General features: G+C 65.8%; 11 protein-coding genes and 1 tRNA gene. 2 read left to right on the top strand and 10 right to left on the bottom strand.

From position 1 onward, the window contains the following. Positions 1-14: 14 nt before the first annotated feature. From NFR41_RS07740 to cpaB, 4 genes are read right to left on the bottom strand one after another with little or no spacing between them, the layout of a single operon-like run. Positions 15-1,007 (bottom strand): type II secretion system F family protein, encoded by a 993-nt coding sequence (locus NFR41_RS07740; protein ID WP_251231381.1) that lies wholly within the window; start codon positions 1,005-1,007, stop codon positions 15-17. Beyond that, the gene (locus NFR41_RS07735; RefSeq protein WP_251231380.1) at positions 977-2,299 is read right to left on the bottom strand and encodes a TadA family conjugal transfer-associated ATPase; all 1,323 of its coding nucleotides are present in this window, start codon (positions 2,297-2,299) and stop codon (positions 977-979) included. The genes NFR41_RS07740 and NFR41_RS07735 overlap by 31 nt, the downstream gene beginning before the upstream one ends. Continuing rightward, the gene (locus tag NFR41_RS07730; protein WP_251231379.1) at positions 2,290-3,603 is read right to left on the bottom strand and encodes a CpaE/TadZ family protein; all 1,314 of its coding nucleotides are present in this window, start codon (positions 3,601-3,603) and stop codon (positions 2,290-2,292) included. The genes NFR41_RS07735 and NFR41_RS07730 overlap by 10 nt, the downstream gene beginning before the upstream one ends. A gap of 5 nt (positions 3,604-3,608) precedes the next feature. Next, positions 3,609-4,520 carry a Flp pilus assembly protein CpaB gene (gene cpaB / locus NFR41_RS07725; RefSeq protein WP_251231378.1) on the bottom strand — a complete coding sequence of 304 codons (912 nt, stop codon included), beginning with the start codon at positions 4,518-4,520 and terminating at the stop codon, positions 3,609-3,611. A gap of 378 nt (positions 4,521-4,898) precedes the next feature. On the opposite strand from cpaB, the gene NFR41_RS07720 reads away from it, so the two are divergent. Next, positions 4,899-4,973 (top strand) — tRNA-Val (locus NFR41_RS07720). A 156-nt stretch (positions 4,974-5,129) separates the two neighbouring features. Here NFR41_RS07720 and NFR41_RS07715 read toward each other — a convergent pair. From NFR41_RS07715 to hpt, 5 genes are all read right to left on the bottom strand, one after another. After that, positions 5,130-6,701: an amidohydrolase gene (locus NFR41_RS07715; RefSeq protein ID WP_251231377.1), complete on the bottom strand. Its 1,572-nt coding sequence runs from the start codon at positions 6,699-6,701 to the stop codon at positions 5,130-5,132. Positions 6,702-6,846: 145 nt separating this feature from the next. Beyond that, a complete protein-coding gene (locus NFR41_RS07710; RefSeq protein ID WP_251231376.1) occupies positions 6,847-7,839 on the bottom strand; it encodes a biotin--[acetyl-CoA-carboxylase] ligase in 993 nt (330 codons plus the stop codon). A 55-nt stretch (positions 7,840-7,894) separates the two neighbouring features. After that, the gene (gene folP, locus NFR41_RS07705; protein ID WP_251231375.1) at positions 7,895-9,214 is read right to left on the bottom strand and encodes a dihydropteroate synthase; all 1,320 of its coding nucleotides are present in this window, start codon (positions 9,212-9,214) and stop codon (positions 7,895-7,897) included. A 74-nt stretch (positions 9,215-9,288) separates the two neighbouring features. Continuing rightward, positions 9,289-11,631 carry an ATP-dependent zinc metalloprotease FtsH gene (gene ftsH, locus NFR41_RS07700; RefSeq protein ID WP_251231374.1) on the bottom strand — a complete coding sequence of 781 codons (2,343 nt, stop codon included), beginning with the start codon at positions 11,629-11,631 and terminating at the stop codon, positions 9,289-9,291. 26 nt (positions 11,632-11,657) lie between these two features. Next, the gene (gene hpt, locus NFR41_RS07695) at positions 11,658-12,206 is read right to left on the bottom strand and encodes a hypoxanthine phosphoribosyltransferase (protein WP_160212945.1); all 549 of its coding nucleotides are present in this window, start codon (positions 12,204-12,206) and stop codon (positions 11,658-11,660) included. A 102-nt stretch (positions 12,207-12,308) separates the two neighbouring features. Between hpt and NFR41_RS07690 the strand changes: the two genes are divergently transcribed. After that, positions 12,309-13,193, top strand: a complete 885-nt coding sequence (locus NFR41_RS07690; RefSeq protein WP_432762701.1) for an epoxyqueuosine reductase QueH — start codon at positions 12,309-12,311, stop codon at positions 13,191-13,193. Positions 13,194-13,202: 9 nt separating this feature from the next. Here the strand turns inward: NFR41_RS07690 and NFR41_RS07685 are convergent, their stop codons facing one another. Then, positions 13,203-14,306, bottom strand: a complete 1,104-nt coding sequence (locus NFR41_RS07685) for an ATP-binding protein (protein WP_251231373.1) — start codon at positions 14,304-14,306, stop codon at positions 13,203-13,205. Positions 14,307-14,399 lie beyond the last annotated feature (93 nt).

The raw sequence follows: 14,399 nt of genomic DNA, 5'->3' as shown, positions 1-14,399 counted from the left end.
CACCGTCCCTTCCGTCACGTCAGATCGACAGCCAGCATGCGCCGAATGCAGCAGATTCCGGCCACCTGCAGCCCCAGCGCCACCGCAAGCAGCGCCAAGCCCGGCACCGATGCGAAGAACGGGTCCAGAAACCCAACGCTTACCAGCGAGAACAGTGCGATCAGCACGAAGGGCAGCACGGTCACCACCCGCGCCGACAAGCGCGCCTGGGCCGTCTGAACCCGCAGCGAGCGCTTCAGCTCCAGCTGCTCCTCCAGCGCCGCCGAGCTGGACTCCAGTATGGCCCGCATGCTCCCGCCGGTCTGATGCTGGATATCCAGGGCAACCGCAACGAACGACAGCTCCGGCAAATCCGCCCGGCGCCTCAAGTGCTCGAGCGCGCCGTGGACGCCCGATCCCAGCTGCATGCGAGAGGAAGCCTCGCCGAAAAGCGCACCCAAGGCGCCGGGCAGCTCCCGGGCCTGCCGCTCGAAAGCCTGGGCCACGGTCAGGCCGGATTGGAAGCACCCGGCAAGGGACTGCAGCGCCTCGGGAACCGACTCGCGCAAACTATCGCGACGAGACTCCTCCTTGGCCTTCGCCCCTTGGAAGGCGCACACGCCAGCGCATCCCAGCACCGCCATGCTGGCGGGAACAGATCCGGTGAGCAGGAACGTCACAGCAGCCACGCCCAGCGCCGCCGCAAACACCCAGCTCAAGGCGGCATCGTCCGAAACCGCCACCCCCTTGGCCCTAAACCGCTCAGCCACATATCCTGCAACCAGGCGAAACCCTTGGAAGCGCAGCAGCCAACGGCAGGGCGAAAGCAGCAGCGGAACGCCCGAGCGCGCCCGCCACAGGAGCGCCGCCTCCCCGACAGGACCGTCCCTGCACCCATCCGGGCGCAGAACCCTGCTTGCCCCCAGGGCCCCCGCCCGCCGACCGGCACGCCGGCGCAACGCCAGCCCGACGCCGAACAAGCAAGCCAGAACCGCGCTCAGGCCGCGCAGGATAGGCAGCGCCTCCACGATGCCACCTCCTTCTCGCTGGCCACCCCCACAAGGGAAGCCGCGCTCATCCATTCAGGAGCCGCCAGCCAAACGCCGGCACGATCGACGTCCCTTCTCTGGTACAGAGGCCGCACCGTGCAACTGCGGCTCCTGTCCTCGAAGCCGACCTCGCCGATGGACTGTATGTAGCGGCGCCCGTCGGCGCTGCGAGCCGTCTGGACCACGACGTCGAAGGCGCTCGCGATGTTGCGCTGGATCACGTCCACCGGCAAGTCGACGGCGAAGCGAACCATGGTGGTCAGCCGCTGCACCGCATCGGCCGCCGAATTAGCATGCAGCGTGGTCATGGAGCCGTCGTGGCCCGTGAGCATGGCCTGCAGCATGTCCAGCGCCTCGCCGCCACGGCACTCTCCCACCACGATGCGGTCCGGCCGCATACGCAAGGCGTTGCGCACCAGGTCGCGAATGGTCACCTCCCCCACACCCTCGGACGAGCGACCGCGCGCCTCCAATCGCACCACATGGGGATGCTCGTCGAAGCGAAGCTCGGCGGAATCCTCGATGGTCACGATGCGCTCCGCCGGCGAGATCTCGCGGGAAAGCGCGTTGAGCAGCGTGGTCTTGCCGCTGCCGGTGCCCCCGGACACCGCAATGCTCTTGCGCAGCCGCACCGACCAGGTCAGGAAAGCGCGCACGAACACGTCCATCGACCCGGCCCCCTGCATGTCGGAGAGCCGCATCGCATCCTCGGCGAACTTGCGGATGGTGATGACGGGACCGTCGGGGGCCAGGGGCGGCAGAACCACGTTGACGCGGTGTCCCTCGGGAAGCCTGGCGTCCACCATGGGGGTCAGCTCGTCCACCCTCCTGCCCAGCGGTCCCAAGATGCGGTCGATCACCGACCGCATATGGGATTCGTCCGCAAACGAGCAGCCGGTAGGATAGATGATGCCGCGGCGCTCGCAGAAAATCTTCGACGGCCCGTTGACCATGATCTCGGTCACCTCGGCATCGGCCAGCAAGCCCTCCAAAGGACCGTAGCCGAACACCTCGTCGAGCAGCTGGCCCGTCAAGCGCGAGCGTTCCTCGGCACCTGCCGAAGCCCAGTCGGGCCCTTCCAGCACCACTCGACAGGCTCCCTTGAGCTCGCTTCGCGCCTGAGCGGGATTCCGCTTGCTGAGCGCCGCTATGCGATCGGCGGATACCATGGACACGACCTGGGATTTCAGCGCCTCGTACCCCGCCGAGGCGTGCATCGGCACGCAAGTCGTCGCACCGCCTGCCTCCTTCGCCCTGCTTGCTAAAGACATGCTGCCCTCCTTTGGCGTCTGCTCTTCAGCTTGAACAGCGGCTGCTTCCGCGACGACTCGGCGGGCGCAGGAGAACATGCGGCCATCGAGGGAGGCAGAACCAGGTCGACCAGGGATTCAACTGTAGCGATCAGGGGGTTTCCCGATTCGAACAGCTCCTGGGCCAGTCCCGCCGCCAGCAACTCCTCCACCATGGCGCCGCCATCCCTCAGCTCCGACACCCGCGCCCCTCCCAGCGCGCAGGACAAATCTATGGAGGTGAAGGTCGACCCTTTCGAGCAGCGATTCAGCACGAACTGAAAGGGGCTCGTAGCAATACCGCAGCGTCCGCACAGATCGAGCGCATGACGGCAGGCGCGCAAAGAACCGGGGCGCTGGTCCACCAGGAACAGCACCTTTGCAGCCCGCTCCAGAAGCACCGCATGCTGCTCGGCCCACGCCGCGCCGGTATTGGCCACCACCACGTCGAAATGTTCTGAGAGCCAGTCCAGCACGGGCGCCGCACCGGCTACCACCGCTTCCGCCGCATCGATATGAGCCGGAGGGGCGATCACCGCCAAACGACCCGGTGCGCAGGGCAGCGCCGCCAAGCGCTCCGGAGCAGCTACGAGCTCGTCCAAGCGCTGCGCATCCTCTATGCCCAGCAAGTCGGCCGCATCGCCGAACTGAAGGTCGAAGTCGAGCAGCACCGTGCGCAAGCCGCGCCCGCGGCACGCAAGCGCCGCAAGCACCGCCACCGTGCTCTTCCCCACGCCGCCGCTGCCGCCAACCACGGGGAGCAGCAGCGCCTTGGCAGCAGGCGACGGCGCATCCGAACAAGCCGCACCCGCGCCCTCGCCCACCTCGGAGGCCGACGGCAGCCCCGCCTCTTGGACCGTGCGCCCTGCATCCTGGGTCGCCGGCAAACCAAGGTGGCTGAGCGCTCGGCGCTGCTCGGCCGCCCGAGCCTTGCGGGCCCGGTAGCGAGCGACGAACGCCTGCCTGGTGAGCAGCGCGTCCACCCCCGACGCGCTCGTCCGGCTTCGAAGCGACCCGCTGCCCTGGTCGGTGAGCATGCACACCACCACGTCGGGCCGCTCGGCCTTGATGGTGGCCGCCAGGTTAATCGGCTCTATGTCGTCGCACGAGGCCACCCACACCTCGACCACCTCGGCATCGCACGCGATTTCGCGTCGGGCTCGTTCGGCGTCGTCGAAGGCCACGAGCCAATCCTGGCCGTCCAGCCGTTCATCGGGCAAGCCCAACAGCACCGGATTCGCCAAGCAGTCGCGCTGGGCGCAGAGGGCCACCTTTCCCCGAGCCACCGCCGTCACCTCCCGCCCGATTCAGCCGAATCCACCATCGGCAAGCCCTCCGAAATCGTCTGCGCATCCGGATCTGCGCTGCGGGCAACGCCTTCCGCGGAATCGGCCCGACCGCCGACCTCGGAGGAGCCGGAGAGGTCGGGAGTTTGCGAGCCGACCCCTCCTCCACCCTGGCCAGGAAGCGCGAAGTACAGCTGCATGGTCTGGGCGGCGGCAACAACCTCCTGCACCCTGTCGGGCGCGAAGGCCAGCGTCACCCATGTCAGCTCGTCGCCTCCCTCGAACCCATCGGCGCTGGTAGCAAGCACGGGGACCGAGGAGCCTAGTAGCGCCGTAGCGGAAGAGCCCGTCGCGTACACGTCAATCGCATCTCCGGGCTGCACGGCACCGCCAACCACCTGCACGTTTTGAGCCGGCACCGACACGGCCACCATCCCTTCGGGAACCGCAAGGCCTCCCTCGTCCCCGAGAAAACGGCGCTCGGATACCACCTCGCCGGCGTACACCGCGCTCGTCAGCCGCCGCCCCACTGCATCGGACACGTCCCGCACGGGGTCGTCGGCCAGGAGCGAGCTGGCCCACGGCCTCAGCTCCACGTCCGCGTTGGTGACGGTCTGGCCGGCTGCCATGTCGGCCTTCGCCACGCATACCGACACCTGCTCGCCGCCGAAACGCTCGAGCGCCTCTGCCTGAGCAGCCTCGGCCCGGGCCGACACGCCTTGGGTATACAGCAGCACGCAGAGCGCACAGCCCGCCCCGCATAAAAGGGTCACCCATTTCCCTGCAGCACCCGCCATCATGTCATCAGCCTCCCGATTCAGCCCCCTCGCGTTGCCGGCGCCGGACCCCGTACGGCCCAGCTCAACCGCCGACAACCTCAGTATGACGACGCGACCAGTCAAAACAGTGACAGGCATAGCTGCCGACCGTGCCTCGATCCCATGCAGGACGCCTCCCCCGGAGGGAACCGGTCCATGCGCGCAGCGCCGCCGTCAAGAAGAGCGATGTTGCAGACTTCCGCAGCTCCGGCGAACCGCTCCTTGCAGCCCCCTTTCAGACGCAGGCGCTGGTCCTAGCAGCCGGGTACGCAGTACCAATCAGGAATTCACGGAGAATCTAGCGGAAAGCTTGCCCAAACGCGACAGCTCCCCGGACCGCCAAACAACCGCCCGACCCGTCATCAGTGCCAAAGCCGCTCGACCAACGGCCCTCGGCGAATCGGTTGCGCCTTAGCTGCGGTTATGCGATAATGAAAAACCGCGCTCGCCCCGCACGGCGATGCGCGAGCCTGTTTTGGTCGATTGGCGCAGCGGGAGCGCAACTGCCTTACAAGCAGTGGGTCGGGGGTTCAAATCCCTCATCGACCACCACGAAAACGCGGGCCGACAGCCACCCAGCTGCCGGCCCGCTTCCTTTTCCACAGAAAGGCCGCCCAAGGGAACGCCGCCCCCCGATCGACCCTTTCCACAAACCACGCAAGCGCTGAACAGGGCGGCCCTATTCAGCGAAAGCCGGTCCCCGAACCCTCAGAAACAGCCGCCGCGCCCAGTCGCCCCCTTGATAAGTGCCGAGAAAGCGCCTTGGGCTTGTGGCTCGTAAGGTCGACCTCCCAACAGCAGCTGCTTCACTTCAATATCGCCGAGGGCTCCCCGCTCCACCTCGTAGGGATTCGCAGACAGCACCACCATGTCGGCCATCTTCCCCACCTCGAGCGATCCGCGCTCGCCCTCGTCAAAGGTAACCCATGCGCCGTTGTAGGTGCACATCCGCAACGCCTCCCGAGGGGTCAGGCTCTGCTGCGGCACGCTGTGATTGCAGGCACGATGCATCCACAGAATAGGGTCGGGGTCCGTGCACGGCGCATCGCTTCCGGCCGACAGCACTATGCCGGCGTCCGCAAAGCGCCGAAGCGGGTTGAGCGCAGATGCGCGGGTGGTGCCCAGAATCGACTCCAGGTAGGAGTCCGGCTCCTGGGGCCAATCGATGAAGCTCGTTTGCATGGGCAGATGTATGCCGTAGTGCGCGCAGATGTCCAGCCCCTCGTCGGTGGGCAGGCATGCATGGATGATGCCGTGGCGGTGGTCGGAGCGCGGGAAGTCGTCCAGCGCCGCCTTCAGCGCGCGCGTCGCCTGGTCGAAGGCCGCGTCGCCTATGGCATGCATCTCTATCTGCAGCCCCGCGCGATTCGCCCGCTTGCAGAAATCGACCACCTGCTGGTCGGTGTAGTACAGCACGCCCTTGTCGCCCGATCCGTCCGCATAGGGTTCCAGAAGGGCCGCATCGCGGCTGCCGAAGCAGCCGTCCAGCGCGCAGGCAAAGCAACCACCGATGCGCGGCAGCTTGCGCCTAGTGGCCACCCGAACATCCATGGACTGAGGAAACACCCGGACCTGGAATCCGCTCTGGGCGCTTCGGGCCAGCCATTTCTCCAGGCTGATGTCCAAGTTCCCCGTAAAGCCCACGCCGCTGACCGTATGCACCATGCCGATGCCGCGCGCAGCCAGGCAGTCCATGGCTCGCTGGATGTTGCCCACCAACTCGGGGATGGAGAGGCTTCCCGTTATGTAGTCGCTAACGGCGAAGAACGCCTCTTGGTTCATCTCGCCGGAATCCTCATGGCACCCCCGAAGCCCGCGCACCTTGCTGCGGACCTTGTCCAGAAGCTTGCTGTTCACAACGCACGCATGACCGTCGTACTTCACCATGAAGAAGGGCTTGTCGGGGCACACCTCATCAAGTTCCTCCCGAGAAATCAGCCGCCCCTCCTCCACCGAGTAGGGCGAGGCGCCGAAGGCGATGAGCGTCTTGGCAGACGACGATGCGGCAAAGTCTGCCACCATCGACCGTATCTCCCCGTTCGAGCGCGCACCCATCACGTTGAGGCCTGCGTTGAAGGTGGCAAACGACGCCAGATGCTCGTGGGTGTCCACGAAGGCCGGACACAGGGCTCCGTTCCCCAGCTCGGTCCGCGGCACCCCTGCGTAGCGCTCGGGCAGGTCATCGCCCACATATTCGATGCGCCCGCCGTCCTCGACCAAGTACTGCACGACCCTGTCGGTCGCGTCCACCGTGAGAATCGCGCCGTGATACACCCTCATTTGCCCCGCCCTTCCGCACATCGTCCCTGAAAACATTTGCGGTTCCAGATTGTAACGCCACATCGAAACGGTAGCGCCAAGACCAGACATCTTCCCAATCGGCAAACAGAGAATTGCGTATTGCCGCAGCCTTCCTGACAGCCCCTTAAAGACCGCACTGACGCACGTGAGCCTCGCCCGAAGACACAGCATGCTCGGCCCCGGCGCGGTCCGCGACCACGAGTCTTCCCCGCTCGTCAACTCGCCGCACTTCGCCTTCAGCCAGCAACCCGCCGGCGCGGTCCTCCACGCGCACCGCCGCGCCTACCAGTGCATGGCACCGATTCCATTCGTCCAGAAAACCAGCGAACCCCCCGGAAAGCCATTGCTGGTAGCACAATCCCACAGCATCGGCCACAGCGCCGAAAACCGCCTCCACCGCCCGCTTCGCATCTTCGGCGGCCAGGCTCGGCGCCACGTCGCTCACGTACCCCGCGACGTTCTTGCCCCCGACAGAGACGGCACCGCCCGCAGGCCGAACCACGTTCACCCCGGTCCCCACGCAAACGCCCCCGCCAACCGCCTCAAGCGAGATCCCCACCAACTTGGAAAACGCCGGAATCTCCGCAGAGGCAGAGACAAGCGGGCAAACACCGCCCGATCGGCTCCCCGGGAACAACGAGGAACGGTCCTGATTGGCTGCGCGGGAGGGTGCGAGCAGGTCGGCGGCACCTGAGCGATTCCGCAGCGGCAACGAATCGCAACCCTCCACACCCGCGCGAGCGAGGACAAGCGAAGGTGCCGCCGACCTGCTCGCACCCGACCCCCCAGCGCCCTCGCCCACCAGTACCACGTCGTTGGGCCACTTCACCAGCACGCGCCCGCCGTTCGCACCCGCAAGCGATGCCAGGGCCCGGCGAAATGCCAGCCCCACCACCAGGCTCAACGTAGGCAGCTGCTCGGGCGGCACGTCGGGCCGCAGCAGCCACGAGCAGTACAGGCCGCCCAGCGGACTCGTCCAAGCACGTCCTTGGCGTCCGTAGCCGCCGCTCTGGCGCCATGCGCGCACCACCAGACCCTCGGGCTCTCCCGCGCGCAAGGCGTCCTTCACCACGTTGTTCGTCGAATCGACCTCGTCCAAGCATCGCACGCGGAACATCCCGCATGCCTTTGTCTTGCCGGTCGACAGAACGCACTCCCCCACAGCGCCGCCGCTACAGCCGCACGCAGCGGCCCACGCGCTCCTCGCGCGGCAAGGCGCCTTCGGCCACGGTCACACCGTCGGCCAGCATGTAGTCGGGCCGCAGTTCAAGCAGGGGCTCCACCACGAAGTCGCGCTCCAAGGCGCGGGGGTGCGGGATGACCAGAAGCTCGCTTTGGGCCGGGTACATCTGGTAGTCCACGATGTCCAAGTCCATGGTCCTCGGCCCGTTGGGAACCTCGCGCACGCGGCCCAGGCTGTTCTCGATGGCCTGCAGGTACTTCAGCAGCTCCTTCGGCGGCAGACCCGTGCGCAGCAGCACCACGGCGTTCACGAACGCGTCCTGGTCGGTAAAGTAGGCCGGTTCACTCTCGTAGTAGGACGAGATGTCCACGATCTGCGTATCGGGCAGGGTGCACATCTGCGAGATGGCGTGGCTGAGCATGGCTATCTTGCCCTCGCGCTCCTCGCCCTCCTCGGCCACCAGCGGCACGTTGCAGCCTAGGGCCACCGCCACCAGCGGCCGCAGGCTCTCAAGGGCATTCACGGTGGCGGCCACGTTGTGGGTACGCACCACGCCGGCGCCCAGCTCGCAGGCCATAAGCGCCTCGTCGGCGGAAACCTTGTCGCGGTCGGTCGGGTTCTGGATGCCGTAGGCATGGCCCAGGAAGCTCTTGCGCGACACGGCCACCATGAGCGTGTAGCCCAGCCGGGCGAACTCGTGGAAGTTGCGCACCAGCTCCAGAGTCTGCGAGGCCGTTTTGCCGAAGCCCGGGCCCGGGTCGACGCAGATGCGCTCGCGGGCGATCCCCGCCGTCTCCAGCTCGGAAGCCCGAGCTGCCAGGTAGTCGCGCACCTCCGCCACCACGTCGTCGTAGCGAGGGTCGTCCTGCATGGTGCCCGGCTCGCCCTGCATGTGCATGACCACCACGCCGCAGTCAAATTCGGTGGCCACCTTCACCATCTCGGGATCGCGGAAGCCGGACACGTCGTTTATCACCGAGGCGCCCGCCAACAGGCAGGCGCGGGCCACTTCGGGCTTGCGGGTATCTACGCTCACGCACAGCCCCTCGGCCGCCAGCGCCTCGACCACAGGCAGCACGCGAGCCAGTTCCTCGGCCGCATCCACCGCCGCAGCGCCCGGCCGCGTGGATTCGCCGCCCACGTCGACGATGCGCGCCCCCTGCTCCACCAACGAAAGCCCGTGGGCTACGGCCTCCTGCACGTCGGCGAAGGAACCGCCGTCGGAGAAGGAGTCGGGCGTCACGTTCAGGATGCCCATGATCACGGGCACCGAGGTGTCGAAGCGAAAGCTTCCGCATGTCCAGGTCATAGAGGGCCTCCCTGCCAAACGAAGCAGGCGCCCCGCATGGAGGCGCCCCGCACTCTGCCCGCAGGCGCGGGCGGTTACTCGCCAGAATCGTTGCTGCCGTCGTCCACGCGCCCGTGCTTCGGCTGCTTAGGTGCGGCACCCGAAGGAACCTCGGCCTGCTTGGGCGCGGGAGCCAGCGGCGTGGCGTCCATCACGTCCTCGCGGCGAACCTCGGCGTCCACCTGGGCCTGCGTGGGCATGTCGGACCGGTCGGCATTAGCGGCAGGCGCACGGTAAGGACCGCTCGGGTCCTGGTCGCCCGGCTCCACCGGCTCTTCGCGCCAGTTCGGGTCGGCCAGCTGGGCATCGCGCTCGCGGGCCGCTTTCTCCTCCGCCTCGCGCTGGGCGATGATATCGCCCTCGCGCTCCAGGTACTCGCTCCACCGGTTGTCCAGCAGCGCCTGGCACGCCTCGCCCTCCACGGTCTCGCGCTCCAGAAGCACGCTGGCCATCAAATCCATCTGATCGCGGCGCGCCTCAAGGATGGCATGGGCGCGGTCGTGGGCGTCGCGCATGATGAGCGCCACTTCCTCGTCGATGCGCCGCGCCGTCTCCTCTGAATAGTCCTGGGTGTTGCCGTAGTCGCGGCCCAGGAACACCTCGTGGTTGGGTTGGCCGAACACCTGGGTCCCCAGCGGGCTCATGCCGTACTGGGTGACCATGGCCCGAGCCATCTTGCTCGCCCGCTCCAGGTCGTTGCTGGCACCGGTGGTCACGTCGTCGCAGAAGATCTCCTCGGCAACGCGCCCGCCCATGAACACCGCCAGTTCGTCCAGCATCTCGTTGCGGGAGTTGAGCACCTTGTCCTCCTTGGGGATGGACAGGGTGTAGCCCAAGGCCCGCCCGCGGGAGATGATCGAGATCTTGTGCACCGGGTCGGCATGGTCGAGCAGATGCCCCACCAGGGCATGGCCGCTCTCGTGGTAGGCGATGGTGTGCTTGGTATGCTCGTCGAGCACCCGCCCCTTGCGCTCGGGGCCGGCGATGACGCGCTCCATGGACTCGCTCACCTCTTGCTGGGTGATGATCTTCTTGCCGCGGCGGGCGGTCAGAAGGGCGCTCTCGTTCATGAGGTTCGCCAAATCAGCGCCGGTGAAGCCGGGCGTGAGCTTGGCCACAGCCTCCAGATCCACGTCGCTTCCCAAGGGCTTGTCCTTCGAATGCACCTTCAGAATCTTCTCGCGGCCCTTCACGTCCGGCGCGTCCACCACGATCTGCCGGTCGAAGCGGCCGGGACGCAGAAGCGCCGGGTCGAGCACGTCGGCGCGGTTCGTGGCGGCGATGAGCACCACCGAGTCATTGGCCTCGAAGCCGTCCATCTCCACCAGCAGCTGGTTGAGCGTCTGCTCGCGCTCGTCGTGGCCGCCGCCCAGGCCCGTGCCGCGCTGACGGCCCACCGCGTCGATCTCGTCGATGAAGATGATGGAGGGGGAAGCCTCCTTGGCCTGCTGGAACAGATCGCGCACGCGGCTTGCGCCCACGCCCACGAACATCTCGACGAAGTCCGAGCCCGAGATGCTGAAGAAGGGCACGCCCGCCTCGCCGGCCACGGCCTTGGCCAGCAGCGTCTTGCCGGTGCCCGGAGGGCCCACCAGCAAGCAGCCGCGAGGAATCTTCGCGCCCATGGACTGGTACTTCGCCGGATTGGCCAAAAAGTCCTTGATCTCCTGCATCTCCTCCACGGCCTCGTCCACGCCGGCCACGTCGTCGAAGCGCACGTCGGGTCGCTCCTCCACCGACTTCTTGGCCTTGGCCTTGCCGAAGCTCATCTGGGAGTTGTTGGCCTTCTGCATCTGGCTGAACAGGAAGAACAGCATGACGCCGATCAGCAGGATAGGCAGCAGCGACAGCAGGATGTCGCCCAAGGCGCTGGGCAGCTGCACCTCGTAGGGAACGTCGGGATGGACCGCCATGAGCTCGGTGATCGAGCCGCCGGCGTAGGTGGACACGAAGTTGTGCTCCTCGCCCAGCTGCACGATGTCGATGTCGGTGGTGCCGATGCCCTGGGCCGCCTGTCCGGTGTCAGGGTCCCTCAGCTGCGCGATGGCCGCATCAAGGCTGCTGATGGCGCTGTTGAACGCATCAGCCCCCGTGGCGCCGGCGGTAACGGCCGGATAGTAGGAGCCCGACACCGTGCCGTCCCCTGCGCTGTAGACCACCTTCGTCACGCGGTCCTGGTTCACCGCCTGGACGAACTCGGAGGTGATCAGCTGATCGGTGGGCTTGGCGTCCTGGGGGTTCGACGCGAACAGCTGCTGGCTGACGAACAGCGCCACCAGCAAGAACAGCAGCACCGAGATAATGGTGGTCCTCACGTTGGGCTGCTGCAGCTGGGGCGGGATCTTCTGTCCGCCTTGCTTGTTGTCGTTATCTGCCATGGTTGAATCTTTCTTGGGTTCAGGCCCTAGTCGGCGTAGACCGAGGGCTTCAGCACACCCACGTAGGGCAGGTTGCGGTAGCGTTCCGCATAGTCCAGCCCGTAACCCACAACGAACTCGTCGGGGCAGGTGAAACCGAGGTACGGACAATCGATGGGCGCCTGACTGGGAACGTCTTTGCGCAGAAAGGCGGCCACGGTGATGCTGGCGGGATTGCGGCTTGCCAGCATGTTCAGCAGGTACGTGAGCGTCAGGCCCGAGTCGATGATATCCTCGGCCATGATCACGTGCTTGCCTTCGATCTGCGACGAAAGGTCCTTCACGATGCGCACCACGCCGGAGCTTTTGACCCCGCTGCCGTAGGAGGAAACCGCCATGTAGTCCATCTCCAGGGGAAGGTGGATCTCGCGCGCCAGGTCGGCCATGAACAACGCCGCGCCGCGCAGCACCGAGATAAGGATGATGCCGTCTTGGGCCTTGTCGGCGAAATCCGCGGTGATCTGGGCCCCCATGTTCCGGACGCAGGCCTCGATATCCTCCTGGGAGTACAGAATGTAGTCGATGTCCTCGTGCACGCTGAGCCTTTCGCGAAGCAAACCGCTTACTTTTTCAACGACCTAGTGTACCATTGACCCGAAAACCGAAGGATGCAATATGGTAACGCCCAAGGTTTCATCATGGTGCTTATCATGGTTGCGAACCGTCCCGAACCGAAAGGGCTCCCGATGAAGCTGCTGCTGCACGCCTGCTGCGGACCGTGCTCGCTCGAGCCCGTGCGCATGCTGCTCGCCGAAGGCCACAGCCTTACCATCTACTACGCGAACTCGAACATCTACCCTGCCGCCGAATACGACCATCGGCTGCAGACGCTGCTCGATTGGGCGCGGGCGGAAGGGATTGCCGTGGTGGAAGGCGCCTACGAGCCAGACCGCTGGGAGGCGTCGGCGGGCGCTGTGGGGGAAGCGCTGCGCAAGCGGTCGCAAGCGGCCGAGGGCGGCGGAGCGACGGACGCCCAGAACATCGCCGAAACGAACGCCCCCACCGAGACGGCCGCCCACCACGTCCCCTCGCCCGACGCGCGCACCGAGCCCCGCTGCCGGGCCTGCTACAGGCTGCGTTTCCAGGAAGCCGCCCGCTACGCCGTCGACCACGGATTCGACGGCCTGGCCACCACGCTGTCGGTCAGCCCCTACCAGCACACGTCCGCCATCGAGGAAGAGCTTTCACGGGCGGCGCAGCAGGCGGGAATCGCAGCGGTGTTCGAAGACTTCCGCCCCTTCTACCCCGCCGCCACCGAGCGCAGCCAGGCTTTGGGGATGTACCGCCAGAACTACTGCGGCTGCCGCTTCTCCTTGGACGAGATGCAGGCCCAGCGCCAGGAACGCAAACGCCAGCGCGACCGGGAACGCGCCCGCCATCAGGCCGAAACCGCAGAAGAACGCGCTCGCGAAGCAGAAAGGACCGCAGCCCGAAAAGCCGAGCGCACCGCCTACGACGCCAAGCAAGCCCGCAAGCGCGCCATCCTGAAAGAACTGCGAAACCGCAACGGCTCTGCTGGTTAGCGAACCGAGCTACAGGCCCTCGTCCTCGAAGCGCTCCTGCAGATACTCCCGGAAAAAGGGGAGCTCGAAACCAACCACGCCCCGAGCCCGACGCCCGATGACGCCCGCATCCATAAGACGCCTGCGATACTGAGCAACCTGGGACGACGACCATTGCAGCCGCTCGCACACATCGGCGATTGCGCTATCACCCTCATCAACAAGCATCGCTCGCAGAAACAGCACGTCGGACGCGGACAGCTCGGCTAGCGTTGCTGCGAAAACCCGGCTGTTCATCTCCCGACGGGATATTTCTATTGCATTTTGGAAGCCTTCGATACCGACAACCTCACCACTGGCCTCTTCCCAGGCATGGTATCCCACGAGCTGCAGCATATAGGGGAATCCGGCGATGGCGTCCGCCGCCACGGAAAGCCCTCGAGGGTCGACGCTACGATGACCGTCGGCCATGGTGCGAGAGAGTGCCCGTTCAATCTCGAAATCATCGATAGGACCGAGATGAATCTGGTTCGCTCGCCGCAGGAACGAGACGGTCTTGTTGGTTATCAGGGACGAAACGTTATGGGGAAGCCCGGCCATAAGCAGAGCGACCTTCCGCTTATCGACAACGAACTGCTGATACACCGCGGCAGTTTGGACCATCTCGTCCAGAGAGGGATCGACTTCATCCACCACCATCACCACGCCCGTGTCGCTGGCTGACAGCTGGTCGAGCATGTCCTCCATGCGAGAGCGCCAATTACTCGAAGCCGGAGCCGTCTGACGAACCTCGACGGAGAGAAGGTCGGGTATGCCGATAGAGCCTATGGACACCTTCGCCTGGTCACCCAACAAATGAGCAGCCTTACGCCGAAGCTGGATCTCGATATCCTCCATCATGCCGGGCAAAGCCGTGGTGCGCACAGCAATCCAACCCGACCGATCGGCGCAGTCCGCCAAGTACGCCATAAGCGCGGTCTTTCCGGTACCCCGAGCGCCGGAGAAGATGGTGGTAAGCTCGGGCCTGCGGTTGCCGCTATCGAAGGCACGCTGAAACAGCCGTATGGTCTCAGCACGCCCAGCCAGATGAAGCGGCACCTCTCCGAAGCTCGGTGTAAACGGATTCTCACCCATGGAGCACCTCTAAGTTCCTCTAAGTTCCTCTAAGTTCCTCTAAGTTCCTCTAAGTTCCTCTAAGTTCCTCTAAGTTCCTCTAAGTTCCTCTAA

Source organism: Adlercreutzia aquisgranensis (assembly GCF_943193145.1).
GTDB classification, from domain to species: Bacteria; Actinomycetota; Coriobacteriia; order Coriobacteriales; family Eggerthellaceae; genus Xiamenia; species Xiamenia aquisgranensis.
The sequence above is the reverse complement of the archived record's forward strand: the minus strand, read 5'-3'. Positions and strand labels throughout refer to the sequence as shown.